This window comes from Robertkochia aurantiaca, from assembly GCF_020166495.1.
Lineage (GTDB): Bacteria > Bacteroidota > Bacteroidia > Flavobacteriales > Flavobacteriaceae > Robertkochia > Robertkochia aurantiaca.
In genome coordinates, this window is sequence record NZ_JAINZS010000002.1 from 453,954 (window position 1) to 473,589 (window position 19,636).

Annotated in this window: 16 protein-coding genes and 1 tRNA gene; 4 read left to right on the top strand and 13 right to left on the bottom strand. The window is 45.5% G+C overall.

Going from position 1 to position 19,636, the window contains the following annotated elements:
- The first annotated feature begins 70 nt into the window (after positions 1-70).
- Both folP and cdaA read left to right on the top strand, forming a co-directional pair.
- Positions 71-898: a dihydropteroate synthase gene (folP, locus tag K7R10_RS04515; RefSeq protein WP_224483490.1), complete on the top strand. Its 828-nt coding sequence runs from the start codon at positions 71-73 to the stop codon at positions 896-898.
- Positions 899-1,203: 305 nt separating this feature from the next.
- On the top strand, positions 1,204-1,992 hold the full coding sequence (gene cdaA / locus K7R10_RS04520) for a diadenylate cyclase CdaA (RefSeq protein WP_224483491.1): 789 nt from the start codon (positions 1,204-1,206) through the stop codon (positions 1,990-1,992).
- A 70-nt stretch (positions 1,993-2,062) separates the two neighbouring features.
- On the opposite strand, the gene K7R10_RS04525 is transcribed toward cdaA, so the two are convergent.
- Positions 2,063-3,838 carry an ABC transporter ATP-binding protein gene (locus K7R10_RS04525; RefSeq protein WP_224483492.1) on the bottom strand — a complete coding sequence of 592 codons (1,776 nt, stop codon included), beginning with the start codon at positions 3,836-3,838 and terminating at the stop codon, positions 2,063-2,065.
- Complete coding sequence (gene truA / locus K7R10_RS04530; RefSeq protein WP_224483493.1) at positions 3,835-4,584, bottom strand: tRNA pseudouridine(38-40) synthase TruA; 750 nt, start codon at positions 4,582-4,584, stop codon at positions 3,835-3,837. The genes K7R10_RS04525 and truA overlap by 4 nt, the downstream gene beginning before the upstream one ends.
- 82 nt (positions 4,585-4,666) lie before the next feature.
- Between truA and K7R10_RS04535 the strand changes: the two genes are divergently transcribed.
- Positions 4,667-5,161 (top strand): metallophosphoesterase family protein, encoded by a 495-nt coding sequence (locus tag K7R10_RS04535; protein WP_224483494.1) that lies wholly within the window; start codon positions 4,667-4,669, stop codon positions 5,159-5,161.
- A gap of 506 nt (positions 5,162-5,667) precedes the next feature.
- Complete coding sequence (locus K7R10_RS04540; protein WP_224483495.1) at positions 5,668-6,141, top strand: cupin domain-containing protein; 474 nt, start codon at positions 5,668-5,670, stop codon at positions 6,139-6,141.
- Between the two features lie 288 nt (positions 6,142-6,429).
- On the opposite strand, the gene K7R10_RS04545 is transcribed toward K7R10_RS04540, so the two are convergent.
- The 11 genes from K7R10_RS04545 to tuf form a co-directional block, all read right to left on the bottom strand.
- Positions 6,430-6,744: a DUF3467 domain-containing protein gene (locus K7R10_RS04545; RefSeq protein ID WP_224483496.1), complete on the bottom strand. Its 315-nt coding sequence runs from the start codon at positions 6,742-6,744 to the stop codon at positions 6,430-6,432.
- Between the two features lie 135 nt (positions 6,745-6,879).
- A complete protein-coding gene (gene rpoC / locus K7R10_RS04550; protein WP_224483497.1) occupies positions 6,880-11,178 on the bottom strand; it encodes a DNA-directed RNA polymerase subunit beta' in 4,299 nt (1,432 codons plus the stop codon).
- Positions 11,179-11,260: 82 nt separating this feature from the next.
- Complete coding sequence (gene rpoB, locus K7R10_RS04555) at positions 11,261-15,070, bottom strand: DNA-directed RNA polymerase subunit beta (RefSeq protein WP_224483498.1); 3,810 nt, start codon at positions 15,068-15,070, stop codon at positions 11,261-11,263.
- Positions 15,071-15,208: 138 nt separating this feature from the next.
- Entirely contained in the window at positions 15,209-15,586 is a 378-nt protein-coding gene (rplL, locus tag K7R10_RS04560; RefSeq protein WP_224483499.1) for a 50S ribosomal protein L7/L12, read from the bottom strand.
- A gap of 61 nt (positions 15,587-15,647) precedes the next feature.
- Positions 15,648-16,169, bottom strand: a complete 522-nt coding sequence (gene rplJ / locus K7R10_RS04565; protein WP_224483500.1) for a 50S ribosomal protein L10 — start codon at positions 16,167-16,169, stop codon at positions 15,648-15,650.
- A gap of 21 nt (positions 16,170-16,190) precedes the next feature.
- The gene (rplA, locus tag K7R10_RS04570; RefSeq protein ID WP_224483501.1) at positions 16,191-16,883 is read right to left on the bottom strand and encodes a 50S ribosomal protein L1; all 693 of its coding nucleotides are present in this window, start codon (positions 16,881-16,883) and stop codon (positions 16,191-16,193) included.
- 19 nt (positions 16,884-16,902) lie between these two features.
- Entirely contained in the window at positions 16,903-17,340 is a 438-nt protein-coding gene (gene rplK, locus K7R10_RS04575; RefSeq protein ID WP_224483502.1) for a 50S ribosomal protein L11, read from the bottom strand.
- 66 nt (positions 17,341-17,406) lie between these two features.
- Positions 17,407-17,958 (bottom strand): transcription termination/antitermination protein NusG, encoded by a 552-nt coding sequence (gene nusG, locus K7R10_RS04580; RefSeq protein WP_224483503.1) that lies wholly within the window; start codon positions 17,956-17,958, stop codon positions 17,407-17,409.
- Positions 17,959-17,976: 18 nt separating this feature from the next.
- Positions 17,977-18,168: a preprotein translocase subunit SecE gene (gene secE / locus K7R10_RS04585; protein WP_224483504.1), complete on the bottom strand. Its 192-nt coding sequence runs from the start codon at positions 18,166-18,168 to the stop codon at positions 17,977-17,979.
- Between the two features lie 84 nt (positions 18,169-18,252).
- Positions 18,253-18,323 (bottom strand) — tRNA-Trp (locus K7R10_RS04590).
- Between the two features lie 69 nt (positions 18,324-18,392).
- Complete coding sequence (gene tuf / locus K7R10_RS04595; protein ID WP_224483505.1) at positions 18,393-19,580, bottom strand: elongation factor Tu; 1,188 nt, start codon at positions 19,578-19,580, stop codon at positions 18,393-18,395.
- Between the last annotated feature and the right edge of the window lie 56 nt (positions 19,581-19,636).

Consider the following 19,636-nt stretch of genomic DNA (forward strand, 5'->3'; position numbering starts at 1 on the left):
TAAATTTCGCGTAAATATTTTAAATGTTCAAACCCCTTCACCGAACATTGTTATCCTTATAAAAATACTCATGACCATAAATTGCAAAGGAGAACTGATCGACCTCAACACCCCCAGGGTAATGGGCATCTTAAATCTTACTCCCGATTCCTTTTACGATGGTGGAAGCTATAAAAATGAAGAAGCCATCATCTCCCGTACCAAACAGATGCTGGATGAGGGAGCAGATTTTATCGATATCGGCGGTTACAGCTCCAGACCTGGAGCCGACGATGTTACTGTCGAAGAAGAACTCAGGCGAACCGTGAGTGTCACCCGGTTGCTGACCGATCACTTTCCGGGGATTCGCATTTCGATTGATACCTTCAGAGCTGAAGTGGCTCATGCGAATGTCGAGGCGGGAGCTGCCATGGTGAATGATATCAGCTCAGGAAGGCTGGATGACGATATGCTTAAGACCGTAGGGCAGTTAAAAGTGCCTTACATCATGATGCACATGCGCGGCACCCCGCAAACCATGAAACAACTCACCGATTATAAGGATCTTCTTAGGGAAATGACCTACTACTTTTCAGAACGTATCGCTGCGGCGAGAGATCAAAAGATCAATGATATGATCATCGATCCGGGATTCGGTTTTGCCAAGACGATCGATCAGAATTTCTACCTGTTGAAACACCTGAAAGATCTGCACATAATTGACAGGCCTGTTCTGGCGGGGATCAGCAGAAAATCGATGATACACAAAACCTTGGAAACGACCGCTGCAGAAGCTCTTAACGGCACCACCTGCCTTAATACCATAGCCCTGATGCATGGCGCCCATATTCTAAGGGTTCATGATGTAAGACCTGCCGTTGAGTGTGTGAAGCTGATCTCCAGGATGAAAGGCAGGTAACCAGGTATGTGGGTAGATGGGTATTTAGGTAGATGGGTACGTGGATAGTTGAATAAACAGGCAGTATTCCGTTGTACTTGTGATTTATTTTATGCAAAACCACCCCGCCTTGGTTGCAGGGCATGCCTCCTTGCCAAGGAGGGGTTATCGAGGTTCTTATATAAACTATGCTGAAAGTTTTATCAGGCTCGCTTAGACAAGCTTAGCATTACCCAGAACTCAATACTGTATAACCGAATCACTGCATAACCGTACAACTGCTCCAGTCTCACATATTTTCATATTTTTACAAAAACCAAACTGCCTTGGAACTATTCGATTTTGTAGACTTTCAGATCATTGATATCGTTGATATTGTTCTGGTTGCCTTCTTATTATACTATGTTTACAAACTGGTCAAAGGAACCGTAGCCATCAATATTTTCCTGGGTATCGTTATTATCTACCTCATCTATCTTCTCACAGAGGCCCTTGATATGCGGGTACTCAGCAACATTTTCGGAAAATTCATCGGTGTAGGCTTCTTTGCCCTGATCGTGGTGTTTCAGCAGGAGATACGAAAGTTCCTCCTTTTGGTAGGCTCCACAAATCTCACCACGAAAAAAGGGTTTACCCGACATTTCAAATTTCTAAGGTCTGAGCAATTCAGCATCAATACAGATATTGACGCCATCGTTTCAGCTTGTGAAAAAATGGGGAAATCATTCACCGGGGCACTGTTGGTGATCGAAAGGAACAATTCGCTTGACTTCGTAAAAAACACGGGGGACAAGATGAACATAGAGGTCACCCAGCCGATCATTGAAAGCATCTTTTACAAGAACAGTCCTTTACACGATGGGGCTGCCATTATCGAAGACAATCATATTGTGGCTACACGGGTGATTCTTCCGGTGAGTAACGAAAGAAACATCCCTCTGCGTTTCGGCCTCAGGCACCGGGCAGCGGTTGGTATTACCGAAAAAACAGATGCCCTTGCCCTGGTGGTCAGCGAAGAAACCGGACAGATCTCCTATGTGAAAAACGGAGAGTTCGTACTGTTTGACCATATCGAAGACCTGAAAAAGCTGATCGAAAGGGATCTTTCCCTATGATCATTCACGTATTCTCTTCACTGAAAGTTTCAGTAAGGAATTTTATTTAACAACGGGCTTTATAAAAAGTTTACATTACCTCCTCCTCAGCCATGAACTGCACCTCGTACAGTTTGCGGTAGTAGCCATCGGTCTTTTTGAGGAGTTCATCATGAGTGCCGCGCTCGACGATATTCCCGGAATCCATTACGAGTATGGTATCGGCCTTTTTGACCGTGGCCAGGCGGTGGGCGATCACGATAGAAGTGCGTCCCTCGGTGATCTTATCGGTTGCCTTCTGGATCAGCATTTCGGTATGCCCGTCTACTGAAGAGGTAGCCTCATCCAGTATCAGAATACTCGGATTTGACACATATGCTCTAAGGAATGCGATCAATTGCCTTTGTCCGCTGGAAAGCATACTTCCCCTTTCCTTTACATTGTAATCATATCCTCCCGGAAGACTCATGATAAACTTATGCAATCCGATATCTTTAGCAGCCTGCACCACTTCTTCCCGGGTAATTTCAGGATCTTTAAGGGTAATATTGTGATAAATGGTGTCTGCAAAAAGAAACACATCCTGTAATACAATCGCGATCTGCCCCCTAAGTGATTCCAGGGTAAAGTTCCTTATCTCCACTCCGTCGAGGGTTATCTCACCGCTTTTGATATCATAAAACCTGTTCAGCAGATTGATGATGGTCGACTTTCCGGCTCCTGTGGCTCCCACTATAGCAATGGTTTGTCCGCGATGAGCTTCAAAAGAGATTCCGTGAAGCACTTCTTCATCTTCCACATAGCTGAAATGTACATCCCGAAACTCCAGATCTCCTTTCAGATCACTTGCTTCGACTGTTCCCTTGTTCTCCATGGTACTTTGGGTATCAAGCACACCAAAAACACGCTTGGCAGCCACCATACCCATTTGCAGGGTATTGAATTTATCAGCGATCTGCCTGAGTGGCCTGAACAACATCTGCGATAACTGAATAAACATGAATATCGTACCCAACAATTCAATATTTCCCGAGGTTACGGCATCAAGACCGCCATACCATACCACCAGTCCGATGGTTACAGCCGACATCAGTTCAACAACGGCTATAAAAATAGAATTATACCATACTGTACTGATCCACGCTTTCTTGTGTTTCTCATTGATCTCGCGGAATTTCTCAAACTCGGTGTCCTCCTTTACGAACAACTGTACGATCTTCATACCCGACAGCCTTTCCTGCGCAAATGAATTGAGGTTAGATACTTCCTTTCTCACCTCGATAAAAGCCTTCTTCATTGCCTTTTGAAAAAGCCGGGTGGCATAGAGCATCAGCGGCAGGATAGCAAATACGATCAGCGACAGTTCCCAGTTGAAATACAGCATGACTCCTGCCACGACAACCATTTTCAGGAGATCACTCACGATCATAAAAAGCCCGTCACTAAAAATAGCCGCTATACGTTCGATATCGCTTACCGCACGGGTAACCAGTACCCCTACTGAAGAGCTGTCGAAGTACTTCATTCTAAAATTGATCATACGATCAAAAAGCTTGATTCGCAGATCTTTGATCACCGATTGACCAAGCCAATTGGCATAATATATAAATGACAGTTGTGAGAGCACTTCCATAATAAGTACCCCGGTCATGAGTAAAACGAAGTAAAGCAACCCTTCCGGATCTTTTTTGATCACGTAGTCATCTACGGTATACTTTAAAAGTATGGGTCTTAAAGTAGCGAACAGGGAAAGCAATATAGCCGCAAAGGCCACCCCCATGAAGGTTAGTTTATAGGGTTTTGTATAGTTGAGCAGCCTTCTGAACAACTTGTAATCGAAAGTATTTCCTGTAGTATCTTTTGTCATGAATGCTGAAAAATAGTTTTTGGGTATTCCACCTTTGTCAGGTATAACCCATGAGCCGGCACAGAAGCTCCTGCTTCCCTCCTATCCCTGCTTTCGATGATTCGATGCAATTCTGAAACTTCCATCCTGCCCGTACCTATCTCCATAAGAGTTCCGACCACGGCCCTGACCATATTTCGGAGAAAACGGTCTGCGCTGATGTGAAAAACGAGACGGTTTCCGGTCACTTCCCATTCAGCACGACTCACCTTGCAAATATAAGTCTTAACATCGGTTTTAGATCTGGAAAAGCATTCGAAATCCTCGTACTGCAAAAGCAAGGCTGCAGCTTGGTTCATTTTTTTTACGTCTGTCTCCTGCCTGTGATACCACGCCTGGTCAATAGCAAACGGATCCTTTCTGCTGATAATATGATACTCGTAACTACGACTCACCGCATCAAAACGGGCATGAGCTTCATCATGAACCCGATAAATTTCATGAATGGCGATGTCTGCCGGGAGAAAAGCGTTTAAACGGTAAACGAGATCTGAAAGATCAGGAGGGGTTTCCAGGTCGAAATGCGCATACATCTGGCGGGCGTGTACCCCGGCATCGGTTCTTCCAGCCCCTGTAATACTTATATCTGTGCGCAACAGGGTAGACAAGGCCTTTTCAATGATTTCCTGAACCGATACATCTTTCGGTTGTACCTGCCACCCGTGGTATGCCGTTCCTCTGTATGAAAGCTCTGCAAAGTATCTCAAGCTAAAAGTGCTATTTTTGTTTTCAAAATCTCAAAGATACCCATAATTCTTTGCTTAACGTTTTAAAAAAAATCTAAGGTTTATGACCCGTATTCTCCTGTTATCAGACACCCACGGCCACATCGATGATGCCATTATGAAATACGCAGAACAGGCTGATCAGATCTGGCATGCAGGTGATATCGGTGATCTGTCTGTGACCGATCGCCTGCAGAAAGCAACGCCTCTGAAGGCGGTCTGGGGCAATATCGATAACCATGAGATACGCAAGGAGTTTCCTGAAAACAACCGTTTCATCTGTGAGGGTATAGATGTATGGATCACTCACATCGGCGGATATCCCGGGCGATATGATCGCAGAATACGGGAGGAGATCAGGGTTAACCCGCCAAAACTTTTTATTTGCGGACATTCGCATATACTCAAGGTCATCTCAGATAAAAAACTGGACCTGTTACACATGAACCCCGGTGCCGCCGGAAAACACGGGTTTCACCAGGTAAGAACGATGCTGCGGTTTGCCATTGACGGGGAAGATATCAAAGATCTGGAGGTCATCGAATTAGGGAAGAGGTGAGATAGTCAAGTGGTCAGATGGTCAGGTAGTCAGATGGTCAGATGGTGAGATAGTCAAGTGGTCAGATGGTCAGATGGTCAGGTAGTCAGATGGTCAAAAGGTCATAAGGTCATAAGGTCATAAGGTCAAATAATTATGCTTTTTTTACTTCCATACCCTCATACCCTCATACCCTCATACCCTCATACCCTCATAACTGCATAACTGCATAACTGCATAACTGCATAACTGCATAACTGCATAACTGCATAACTGCATAACTTTTATAAGTGAGGTAGTGATTATTGATTGTTTTTGAAATTTCTCATAAGGTGTAATCATTTACTTTTAAGTTCCTGCTCTTAACCGAAAAATCTATCCTGATTCCGGAAAAAGAATTAAATACCCTGATTTTTAGGTACATTTAAAACAAGTCCTTTCTCTTGCTCAGAAGAGCCTGTCTATACAGGAATTTCTTTTATCAAAGACGGCTATTTGTCGCTTAACCTCGTCGTAAAAACTTAAAAATGAATCGAGCATCACAGGCAAAGAAAGTCGGGAAAACTCATCCCTTTAAAGTAGTGAAAGATGGCGAAGGAATGAGCCTCAATGTACTGGGAGATCATCAGACCATCAAATTAACCGGGGAAGACACCAACGGGAAGTTCACCCTGGTAGAACAGAACAATCTGCCGGGAACCGAAATCCCGATGCACTTTCATGAAAATGAAGCAGAAGTATTTAAAGTAGAATCGGGCGAAGTGACTTTTTCTACAGCAGAATCTTCGATGATCCTACGTGCGGGAGAAATGATCTTTTTGCCACCGCTTACACCACATTCATTCAAAGTCACAGGAGATAAGCCGGCCCGGGTTACCCTCAGCATCTTTCCCGCAGGGATTGAAAACATGTTCAGAGCCCTGAGTGAACTACCGGAAGGCCCGCCTGATTTTGAAAAAATCGCACAGATTTGTGGTGAACATGGGGTTCGTTTTGTTTGATTCTTTCGGGTATACGGGGATACGGGGATACGGTGATGCAGTTAAAAAATAATTAAGACGTATCCCCTCCTTTCCAGGGAGGGGTGCCCTGCGTGCAGGGCGGGGTGGTTCTCAATTTTTTCCATAAAACTAAACAGGTCAACAAAACTCCCTGAATATCAGAATTCCTAAACCTGTCATGCCACTCCCCCTTAGAAACGCCATCGGCAATGGCCTTTCTCTAATAAGGTGTACTTACCAGTACCCCACCACTCTCTATTCTCCATTCTCTATTCTCTACTCTCCAACCTACGCTTCTCCGGTAGGGCCGAAATTCATAGGAATCGGAGGCTGCTCATAGTCTTTGATCTCCCCATGCTGATTTTCGAAACGTTGCACGTTATCATTCAGAGCTTTCAGAAACCGCTTGGCATGTTGAGGGGTGAGTATGATACGGCTTTTAACCTTTGCCTTAGGGCGGCCGGGCATGATATTGATAAAGTCTACCACGAACTCAGAAACCGAATGATTGATAATGGCAAGGTTGGAATAGATGCCTTCGGCGGTGGCCTCATCCAGTTCTATATTGATCTGTGATTTTTTGTTGTTATCCTGTTCACTCATAATACGGGTTTTATTCTGCAAGGTAGCATTTTTAAAGAAAACTTGGCGTGTTGCAAGCATCGGGAATGCCGCCGGAAAAAGGCATAAAAAAACCCCGGGCGGTAGCCCGGGGTTGTATATAAAAGCTTAAATCGCTTAGAAATTCACTTGCTGTTTGCTAGCCATGATCTCTTCGTATTCTTCTTTCGAACCTACGATGATGTTATCATAATCACGCATACCGGTACCGGCAGGGATCTTATGACCTACGATCACGTTCTCTTTCAGACCTTCAAGCTGATCAACCTTACCGCTTACAGCAGCTTCGTTAAGCACCTTGGTGGTTTCCTGGAAGGAAGCCGCAGAGATAAATGACTTGGTTTGCAGTGATGCTCTGGTAATACCCTGAAGTATTGGTGTAGCTACCGCAGGTACCGCATCTCTTGCGCTTACCAGCTGCTTATCTGCACGCTTCAGGATAGAGTTCTCATCTCTCAGCTCACGCGGCGAAATGATCTGTCCGGCTTTCAGATGCTCAGAGTCACCGGCATCTTCAACCACCTTCATACCAAAGATTCTGTCGTTCTCTTCGATGAAGTCGTCTTTGTGAACCAGCTGTTGCTCCAGGAAGGTTGTATCTCCTGAATCCTGAATATTCACTTTACGCATCATCTGACGAACCACGACTTCAAAGTGCTTGTCATTGATCTTCACACCCTGCAGTCGGTATACCTCCTGAACTTCGTTCACCAGGTACTGCTGAACTGCAGACGGCCCTTTAATTCTAAGAATATCTTCCGGAGTCACTGAACCATCTGAAAGCGGCATACCGGCACGTACGTAATCATTCTCCTGTACCAGGATCTGATTCGACAGTTTTACCAGGTATTTCTTCACTTCTCCCAGTTTCGATTCAACAATGATCTCACGGTTACCACGCTTGATCTTACCGAATGATACCACCCCGTCGATCTCTGAAACCACGGCAGGATTCGAAGGATTACGCGCTTCGAAAAGCTCAGTCACCCTTGGAAGACCACCGGTAATATCACCTGCTTTCGATGATTTTCTCGGGATCTTAACAAGAATTTTTCCTTCTTTGATCTTATCTCCGTTATCTACCATCAGGTGGGCACCTACAGGCAGGTTGTACGAACGAAGGGTTTCCCCTTTGCTGTTCTTAATGTGCAGGGTAGGAATCAGTTTCTTGTTTCTCGATTCTGAGATCACTTTTTCCTGGAATCCTGTCTGCTCATCAATCTCTACCTGGTACGTAACACCCTGGTCGATGTTTTCGTATTCGATCTTACCGGCGAATTCAGAAATAATCACCGCGTTATACGGATCCCACTGACAGATAACATCACCTTTCTGAACCGAGGCACCGTCTTCAACGAAGATCTGAGAACCATAAGGTACGTTATTGGTACCCAATGTAATTCCGGTCTTCTCATCGATGAATTTCACCTCTGCGGTTCGAGAGATCACGATATCAACAGGTTTACCTTCTGCATCTTCTCCCTTAACGGTCTTAAGATCTTCGATCTCCACCTTACTGTTGTATCGGGCAATGATCTTATTCTCCTCTGAGATGTTCCCTGCGATACCCCCTACGTGGAAGGTACGCAGTGTAAGCTGTGTTCCGGGCTCTCCGATCGACTGGGCTGCAACCACTCCGACCGCTTCACCTCGCTGTACCATTTTACCGGTAGCCAGGTTTCGTCCGTAACACTTGGTACAAATACCTTGTTTAGCCTCACAGGTAAGCGGTGAACGTACTTCTACCTTTTCGATAGGAGACTCTTCGATCTTGCGAACGATCTCTTCAGAGATCTCATCACCGGCACTTACCAGCAATTCTTCGGTTAGCGGATCGAATACATCATTCAGAGCCACACGACCCAGAATTCGCTCACCCAGTGATTCTACAATTTCTTCATTCTTTTTAAGCGGCTCTACCTCTACACCTCTCAGCGTACCACAATCTTCTGCATTAACGATCACATCCTGTGAAACGTCTACCAGACGACGGGTAAGGTAACCCGCATCGGCCGTTTTTAGCGCCGTATCGGCAAGACCCTTACGGGCACCGTGAGTCGAGATAAAGTACTCGAGAATCGAAAGCCCTTCTTTAAAGTTCGAAAGGATCGGGTTCTCAATAATCTCTCCACCACCGGCGGTCGATTTTTTCGGCTTGGCCATCAGACCCCTCATACCAGTAAGCTGACGGATCTGCTCTTTAGATCCCCTCGCCCCTGAATCCAGCATCATGAATACCGAGTTGAATCCCTGGTTATCTTCACGAATACGCTTCATGGCCAGCTCTGTAAGCATGACATTGGTAGAGGTCCACACGTCGATCACCTGGTTATAACGCTCGTTATTGGTGATCAGACCCATGTTATAGTTCATCATGATCCCGTCAACCTGTTCGTTGGCCTCTTCGATCATGGTATGTTTCTCTTCCGGAATGATAATATCCCCAAGACTGAATGACAATCCGCCTTTAAATGCGAAGTTGTAACCCATATTCTTGATCTTATCGAGGAAGTCTGCTGTGGTAGGTACATCGGTAGCTTTCAAAATACGACCGATAATATCTCTCAGCGATTTCTTGGTAAGCAGTTCGTTTACAAAACCAACACCTTCAGGCACCACCTGGTTGAACAGGATACGACCTACTGTGGTTTCGATGATCTTATTGACCAGCTTTCCTTCTTCATTATAGTCTTTCGCACGAACCTTAACGATGGCGTTGAGTTCCACACGCTTTTCATTAAAGGCGATGGTTACCTCATCTTCTGAATAGAAGGTCAGTCCTTCACCCTTGATCTTACGTTCTTCGGTAGACTTACGCGCCTTGGTCATATAGTACAGTCCGAGTACCATATCCTGTGAAGGTACGGTGATCGGCGAACCATTGGCCGGGTTAAGGATATTATGAGAGGCCAGCATCAATAGCTGAGCTTCCAGAATTGCCTCAGGGCCTAACGGAAGGTGTACCGCCATCTGGTCACCGTCGAAGTCGGCGTTAAATGCCGTACATACAAGAGGGTGAAGCTGAATAGCCTTACCTTCGATCAGCTTAGGCTGGAAAGCCTGGATACCCAACCGGTGCAATGTGGGAGCACGGTTCAGCAGTACAGGGTGTCCTTTCAATACGTTCTCCAGGATATCCCATACAACGGGCTCTCTCTTATCGATGATCTTTTTGGCCGACTTTACAGTCTTTACAATTCCTCTTTCGATCAGTTTTCTGATCACGAAAGGCTTGTAAAGCTCGGCAGCCATATTTTTAGGAAGACCACACTCATACAGTTTCAGCTCAGGTCCTACAACGATAACCGAACGCGCTGAATAGTCAACACGCTTACCGAGCAGGTTCTGACGGAAACGTCCTTGCTTCCCTTTCAGGGAGTCAGACAATGATTTGAGTGGTCTGTTCGATTCTGTTTTAACCGCAGACGACTTACGGGTGTTATCGAAAAGTGAATCTACAGATTCCTGCAGCATACGCTTTTCGTTACGCAAGATCACCTCAGGAGCTTTGATCTCCATCAGTCGCTTCAGACGGTTGTTACGAATGATCACCCTTCTGTAAAGGTCATTCAGGTCTGAAGTTGCGAATCGACCACCATCAAGCGGTACCAGCGGACGCAATTCCGGCGGAATTACAGGAATCACTTTCATGATCATCCACTCCGGATTGTTCTCACGGTTATTCTGAGCATCACGAAGAGCCTCTACCACCTGCAGACGCTTCAGAGCCTCTGTCTTACGCTGCTTTGAGGTTTCATTGTTGGCTTTGTGACGCAGTTCATATGAAAGCTCATCAAGATTGATACGGGAAAGGAGGTCAATAAGACACTCTGCTCCCATCTTGGCGATGAACTTGTTAGGATCTGTATCATCCAGATACTGATTTTCCGGCGGAAGAGATTCCAGTATATTCAGGTATTCCTCTTCTGTAAGGAAGTCCATCTTCTCCACCGGATCTCCGTCGGCATTCTTGGCAGTACCCGGCTGGATAACCACATAACGCTCATAATAGATGATCATGTCAAGTTTCTTCGAAGGAAGACCTAACAAATAACCGATTTTGTTCGGCAGTGAACGGAAGTACCAGATATGAGCTACCGGTACGACCAGGTTGATATGACCCACACGGTCGCGACGTACTTTCTTTTCGGTCACTTCTACCCCGCAGCGGTCACAAACAATTCCTTTATATCGAATTCGCTTATATTTACCACAGGCACATTCGTAATCTTTTACCGGACCGAAGATGCGCTCGCAAAACAGACCGTCACGCTCCGGTTTGTGGGTACGGTAATTGATTGTTTCCGGCTTTAACACCTCGCCTCTTGATTCGGCCAGGATGGCCTCGGGAGATGCTAATCCGATCGAGATCTTATTAAATCTCTGTACTGTATTCTTATCTTTATTTCTAGCCATGATACTATGGTGATATGAATTAAGTGTAAAAAATACCCCTTTTTGGGAGGCAGCTTTCCCTAAGAAAAGCTGCCCTCAAAAATTATTCTTCTAATCTGATGTCCAGTCCGAGACCTTTAAGCTCGTGCATCAATACATTGAACGATTCCGGTAAACCAGGTTCCGGCATCGATTCTCCTTTCACGATCGATTCGTAGGTCTTAGCCCTACCGATCACATCATCAGATTTCACAGTCAGGATCTCTCTAAGCGTGCTCGATGCGCCATAGGCTTCCAGAGCCCAAACTTCCATCTCTCCAAATCGCTGACCCCCGAATTGTGCTTTACCACCAAGTGGCTGCTGGGTAATTAGCGAGTACGGTCCGATAGAACGTGCGTGCATCTTGTCATCTACCATGTGACCCAGTTTCAGCATATAGATCACACCAACGGTTGCGGCCTGATCGAAACGCTCTCCGGTACCTCCGTCATACAGGTGTGTATGACCGAATCGCGGAATTCCTGCTTCGTCTGTAAGTTCGTTGATCTCATCAAGAGAGGCACCGTCAAAGATCGGGGTGGCAAACTTCCTCTGAAGCTTCTTCCCGGCCCATCCCAGTACGGTCTCATAGATCTGTCCGATGTTCATACGCGAAGGTACCCCCAGCGGGTTCAACACGATGTCTACAGGTGTACCGTCTTCAAGGAAAGGCATGTCTTCTTCCCTTACAATACGTGCCACGATACCTTTGTTACCGTGACGACCCGCCATCTTGTCTCCCACTTTCAGCTTACGCTTTTTGGCGATATACACCTTGGCAAGCTTCATGATACCTGCAGGCAGTTCATCACCTACAGAAATGGTAAACTTATCTCTTCTGAGCGCCCCCTGAAGGTCGTTCAGTTTGATCTTATAATTGTGTAACAGATCGTTGATAAGCTTGTTGGTCTTGTCATCGGTAGTCCAGGTTCCGCTTACCAGGTGAGCGAAGTCATCAACTGCATTCAGCATCTTCTGAGTATACTTCTTACCTTTAGGGAATACCTCTTCACCCAGGTCGTTAAACACTCCCTGTGAAGTTTTACCGTTGACCAGTCCGAACAATTTCTCGATCAGACGATCTTTCAATGCCGCGAACTTGCTTTCATACTCAAGCTCCAGTTTCGCGATATCTTCTTTATCCTTGGCGCGTTTGCGCTTATCTTTTATAGCTCTTGAGAAGAGTTTCTTATCGATCACAACTCCGCTCAGCGATGGAGAAGCTTTCAGAGAAGCATCTTTCACATCACCTGCCTTGTCACCGAAGATCGCTCTTAACAGCTTCTCTTCAGGGGTCGGATCAGACTCTCCTTTAGGCGTGATCTTCCCGATCAGAATATCTCCGGGCTTCACTTCAGCACCGATTCTGATCATTCCGTTCTCATCGAGTTCTTTGGTCGCCTCTTCAGACACGTTAGGAATATCGTTGGTCAGCTCTTCAGCTCCCAGTTTGGTATCCCTTACCTCCAGTGAGTACTCATCGATGTGGATTGAAGTGAAGATATCTTCACGAACCACTTTCTCTGAGATCACGATCGCATCCTCAAAGTTATAACCCTTCCACGGCATGAATGCCACTTGCAGGTTACGACCAAGAGCCAGTTCTCCTTGTTGGGTAGCATACCCTTCACAAAGCACCTGTCCCTTCTCTACCTTATCGCCTTTCTTAACGATCGGCTTCAGGTTGATAGAGGTTCCCTGGTTGGTCTTTCTGAACTTCACCAGGTCATAGGTGGTAAAGTCATCATCAAAACTCACCATTCGCTCCTCATCATCGCGATCATACTTTATGATGATCTTACGGGCATCGACATAGTCAACCACTCCTGAACGCTCTGCATTCACCAGTACTCTTGAGTCTGAGGCCACCTGGCGCTCAAGTCCGGTACCGACAATCGGGGAATCAGGACGTAACAATGGTACGGCCTGACGCATCATGTTCGATCCCATCAGTGCACGGTTCGCATCATCATGCTCCAGGAACGGAATGAGGGATGCAGAAATCGAAGCGATCTGGTTCGGCGCCACATCGGTATAGTGAACATCGCTCGGTTCAACAACCGGGAAGTCTCCTTCCTCACGGGCGATCACTTTATCATTTTCTATGGTACCATCATCTTTCAGCGGAATGTTCGCCTGGGCGATCTTACGCTCTTCTTCCTCTTCTGCACTCAGGTAGATCACATTTTTGAGATCAACCTTCCCGTTCTCCACTTTACGATACGGGGTTTCGATGAAGCCCATGTTGTTCACCTTCGCATATACACTCAGCGAGGAGATCAGACCGATATTCGGACCTTCAGGGGTCTCGATCGGACAAAGTCTTCCGTAGTGAGTATAGTGAACGTCACGTACCTCGAACCCGGCTCTTTCTCTTGAAAGACCACCTGGCCCCAGGGCAGAAAGACGACGCTTGTGCGTGATCTCTGCCAGCGGGTTTGTCTGGTCCATGAACTGAGACAACTGGTTGGTTCCAAAGAACGAATTGATCACCGAAGAAAGCGTCTTCGCATTGATCAGGTCGATCGGAGTAAATACCTCGTTATCCCTGACGTTCATACGCTCGCGAATGGTTCGGGCCATACGGGCCAAACCAACACCGAACTGGGTAGACAGCTGCTCACCCACCGTACGTACACGACGGTTTGAAAGGTGATCGATATCATCGATCTCTGCTTTAGAGTTGATGAGCTCGATCAGGTATTTGATGATGGTAATAATATCTTCCTTGGTCAGTACCTGCTTATCCATATCGATATTCAGGCCTAACTTCTTGTTCATACGGTAACGACCTACCTCTCCCAGGTTATAACGCTGGTCAGAGAAGAAGAGCTTGTCGATGATACCACGTGCGGTCTCTTCATCCGGCGGCTCAGCATTACGCAGCTGGCGGTAGATGTGCTCTACGGCTTCTTTCTCTGAGTTGGTAGGGTCTTTCTGAAGGGTGTTGTAAATGATCGCATAGTCACCGGTCTGACTGTCTTCCTTATGAAGAAGAATTGTCTTAACATCAGTATCAACGATTTCATCTACATGCTCCTTTTCCAGAATGGTATCCCGGTCTAAAATGATCTCGTTACGTTCGATAGACACCACTTCTCCGGTATCCTCATCAACGAAATCTTCATGCCAGGTCTTCAGTACTCTCGCTGCCAGTTTACGGCCGAGTACTTTCTTGAGTCCGGTCTTGGTCACCTTCACCTCCTCTGCAAGGTCAAAGATTTCCAAAATGTCTTTGTCGCGCTCAAAACCGATGGCGCGGAACAAAGTGGTAACCGGTAATTTTTTCTTTCTGTCGATATAAGCGTACATCACGCTGTTGATATCGGTAGCAAACTCGATCCATGATCCTTTAAATGGAATCACACGGGCCGAATAAAGTTTAGTTCCGTTTGCGTGGAACGATTGACCGAAGAATACACCAGGAGACCTGTGTAACTGCGATACGACAACGCGTTCTGCTCCGTTGATTACGAAGGTACCGCTCGGGGTCATATACGGGATGGTTCCCAGGTACACGTCCTGCACGATGGTTTCGAAGTCTTCGTGCTCCGGATCGGTACAATATAATTTCAACCGGGCTTTAAGTGGCACACTGTAAGTTAATCCACGCTCGATACATTCCTGAATGTTGTAGCGGGGAGGATCGATGAAGTAGTCAAGGAACTCGAGTACAAATTGATTACGCGTATCAGTTATAGGGAAGTTCTCCATGAAGGTATTGTAGAGACCTTCGTTACCTCTTTCTTCAGATTTCGTTTCCAGTTGAAAGAAGTCCTGGAATGACTTAATCTGAATGTCCAAGAAATCCGGATAGTCCGGGGTATTCTTAGCAGAGGCGAAATTGATTCTTTCAGTCTGATTTGTGAACATCAATGGACAGTATTATTGATTAAAATAAATGTTAAACCGCGTATACAATTATATACGCAAAAGGGTTTAGGTCTAATCCCACCTTGTTGCGGGAAAGACCTAAACCGTTGTTTTACAGCTTGCGCTGTAGTTCTGAAGTTACTTCAGCTCTACCTCAGCACCAGCTTCCTCTAAAGATGCTTTAAGACCTTCGGCCTCATCTTTAGCTACACCTTCTTTAACAGCCTTAGGAGCGCTGTCAACTAGCTCTTTTGCATCTTTAAGTCCAAGACCGGTAAGTTCTTTTACCAGCTTAACTACTGCAAGCTTTGAAGAACCGGCCGCTTTAAGGATTACGTCAAATTCGGTTTTCTCTTCAGCAGCTTCACCACCACCGGCAGCAGCGCCACCAGCAACAGCTACAGCAGCAGCTGCAGGCTCGATGCCATATTCTTCTTTAAGTATATCAGCTAACTCGTTTACTTCTTTTACTGTAAGGTTAACCAACTGTTCTGCAAAATCTTTTAAATCTGCCATCTTTCTATCGTTTTAAAAATAAAAAATTCTAATTTATAATTGTGTTAAAGTGCGTACGTACTTATGATTCTTTTTCTGAAAGCGTCTTCAGGATACCTGCAAGCTTACCTCCTCCTGACTTAAGACCGCTGATAACGTTCTTAGCAGGTGATTGAAGCAATGCGATGATATCGGCGATAACCTCTTCCTTCGATTTGATGCTGGTAAGCACATCAAGCTGCTCATCTCCGATATAGATCGCCTCTTCGATAAAGGCTCCTTTCAGGATGGGACGCTCAGACTTCTTTCTGAAGTCTTTGATCAGCTTGGCAGGTGCATTCCCGGCCTCAGCAATCATCAGGGAAGTGTTTCCTTTCAGGGTCTCAGGAAGTTTCCCGAAATCCTTTTCTGAAGCTTCCATTGCTTTTGCAAGCAAGGTGTTCTTAACTACGGCAAGTTTGATATTCGCTTTGAACGCCGCTCTCCTCAGGTTTGAGGTAGCCTGGGCATCCAGTCCTGAAATATCAGCCAGATAGATCGTGCTACCTTCAGCTAATTGCGCAGTTAAATCTTCTATTACCGTTAACTTTTCTTCTCTAGTCATGATTAAAAAATTTAAAACTGCCTATGAAACTGCTTTCGGATCTACCGGTACACTAGGACTCATGGTACTTGACATATAAATACTCTTAATGTAAGTACCCTTGGCCGCAGTTGGCTTCAGTTTGATTAATGTTTGAATCAGTTCATTTGCGTTACCTGCAATTTTATCTGCAGAGAATGAAGCCTTTCCGATTGAAGCATGAACGATACCGGTCTTGTCAACTTTAAAGTCGATCTTACCAGCCTTCACTTCTTCCACAGCTTTGGCTACATCCATAGTAACTGTACCTGTTTTAGGGTTTGGCATTAAACCTCTGGGACCTAATATACGACCCAAAGGACCCAATTTCCCCATCACGCTTGGCATGGTGATGATCACATCAACATCAGTCCAACCGTCTTTGATCTTTTGCAGATACTCATCTAACCCGACGTAATCAGCTCCGGCATCTTTGGCTTCCTGCTCTTTGTCAGGAGTAACCAGTGCCAGCACCTTCACATCTTTACCCGTTCCGTGAGGAAGGGTTACAACGCCTCTTACCATTTGATTCGCTTTACGAGGATCAACCCCTAAACGAACTGCCAGGTCAACAGAAGCATCGAACTTTACGTTAGTGATATCTTTTACCAATTGAGAAGCCTCAGCAACAGTATAAACTTTTGAGCGGTCTATCTTTGCTACTGCTTCTTTTTGTTTTTTCGTTAATCGTGCCATTCTTAGATTCTTTTAAGATTTAAAAAGGCTTTTCACCTGAAACCGTTAATCCCATTGACCTTGCAGTACCTGCAACCATGCTCATGGCCGATTCTACGGTGAATGCATTAAGGTCCTGCATTTTGTCTTCTGCGATGGTACGTACCTGATCCCAGGTAACGCTGGCCACCTTCTTACGGTTTGGCTCTCCTGAACCTTTTTTAACCTTAGCCGCTTCCAATAGCTGAACTGCCGCTGGCGGTGTCTTTACTACAAAGTCAAATGACTTGTCTTTGTATACGGTGATAACAACTGGTAAAACTTTACCCTGTCTGTCCTGTGTACGAGCATTAAACTGCTTACAGAACTCCATGATGTTAACGCCGGCAGCACCTAGAGCGGGTCCAACCGGTGGCGACGGATTCGCAGCACCTCCCCTAACTTGTAGCTTAACTACTTTACTTACTTCTTTTGCCATTGTTTATAGTTCAAATTAAAGTCGAAACGCCTCTATTGGAAGCAAAGGCGAATCTATATGTAACACTTATACTTTCTCTACCTGCATATAGCTCAGTTCCAGCGGAGTCTTTCTTCCGAAAATCTTCACCATCACCTCGAGCTTGCGCTTTTCCTCATTGATCTTTTCAACCGTTCCGTTGAAGCCGTTGAAAGGACCATCGATCACCTTCACCGTTTCACCTAACACATAAGGGATCGCTACATTGTCTGTTTTCACAGCCAGCTCATCAACCTTCCCTAACATGCGGTTCACCTCAGATTTTCTCAGCGGCACAGGGTCTCCACCCTTCACTTCACCCAAAAACCCGATCACACCGGTAATCGATTTTATCACGTGCACCACTTCTCCTCCCAGATTGGCTTTCACCATTACATAGCCGGGGAAATATACACGCTCTTTACTGATCTTTTTTCCGTTACGTATTTGAATTACTTTCTCAGTAGGCACCAGCACTTCATCCACGTAATCAGAATAACCAAGTCTGGCGATCTCTTGTTCGATATAGCCTTTAACTTTGTTTTCCTGACCGCTCACCGCTCTAACTACGTACCACTGTTTTGCTAATGCGTCTGCCATTGCAATACCTTTCTACTGTTAACTTATTAAATCGAAATACAGGCTGATCAGTTTACTGAAAACCGTATCAACACCGTAAATAGCCAAGGAAAACAGAATTGAGAAAACCGCAACAACCACCATCAGATTCTGTGCCTCTGCCCACGAAGGCCAGGTCACATTCGTTCTCAACTCTTCGAAAGATTCCTTAATATAGTTTACTATCGTCATGACTTAACTATTAGCTTCGGCGGAGAGTTCCGAAAGCCATAAAACCACAGCTATCTTCCCCTTCACAATCCTGTTATTACTTTGCACGGGTGGAGAGATTCGAACTCCCATCAACGGTTTTGGAGACCGCTATTCTACCCTTGAACTACACCCGTTTATTCAAGTTCAAAGGCATCCCGTCAAACGAGACAGGACACCCTTTGAACTTTATATATACTCTACAATTAGTCTAAGATCTCAGTCACCTGACCAGCTCCTACAGTTCTACCACCCTCACGGATAGCGAAACGTAGACCTTTGTTCAGTGCGATAGGCTGAAGAAGATCAACAGTAATGGTAAGGTTATCACCTGGCATTACCATCTCAACTCCGTCAGGAAGAGAAATAGTACCGGTTACGTCAGTTGTACGAACGTAGAACTGCGGACGGTAGTTATTGTGGAATGGGGTGTGACGTCCACCTTCTTCTTTTTTCAGGATATACACCTCAGCTTTGAATTTAGCGTGAGGAGTTACTGATCCTGGCTTACAGATAACCATACCTCTTTTGATATCCTTCTTCTCGATACCTCTCAGTAGGATACCTACGTTATCACCAGCTTCACCACGGTCAAGGATCTTACGGAACATCTCAACCCCGGTAATAGTAGAAGTAAGCTTCTCAGCCCCCATACCGATAATATCTACAGGATCTCCGGTTTTAGCAACTCCAGACTCGATACGCCCGGTAGCTACAGTACCACGACCTGTAATGGTGAATACATCCTCGATAGGCATAAGGAAATCCTTATCCACATCACGCTGAGGAAGCTCGATCCACTCATCAACAGCCTCCATAAGCTTCATAACAGAGTCAACCCACTTTTGCTCCCCGTTCAGGGCTCCAAGTGCAGATCCTGGAATTACAGGTCCGTTATCTCCGTCATACTCGTAGAAAGAAAGAAGCTCTCTTACTTCCATCTCAACCAGCTCAAGAAGCTCCTCGTCATCAACCATATCCACTTTGTTAAGGAATACAACGATTCTTGGAACTCCTACCTGACGACCAAGAAGGATGTGCTCACGTGTTTGTGGCATAGGACCATCGGTAGCAGCTACAACCAGGATAGCTCCGTCCATCTGAGCAGCACCGGTAACCATGTTCTTTACGTAGTCAGCGTGACCAGGACAGTCAACGTGAGCGTAGTGACGGTTAGCAGTTTGATACTCTACGTGTGATGTATTAATAGTAATACCTCTCTCTTTTTCTTCAGGAGCGTTATCGATAGAGTCGAATGAACGTGCTGCAGAAAGACCAGCGTCTGCCAATACCTTGGTAATGGCAGCAGTCAAAGTAGTTTTACCGTGATCGACGTGTCCAATAGTACCTATATTTAAGTGCGGTTTGGAACGATCAAAAGTTTCCTTTGCCATGATTTAATAATTTTAATCTTAGTTATATATTAGTGTTCAAATTTAAACGCAACTAG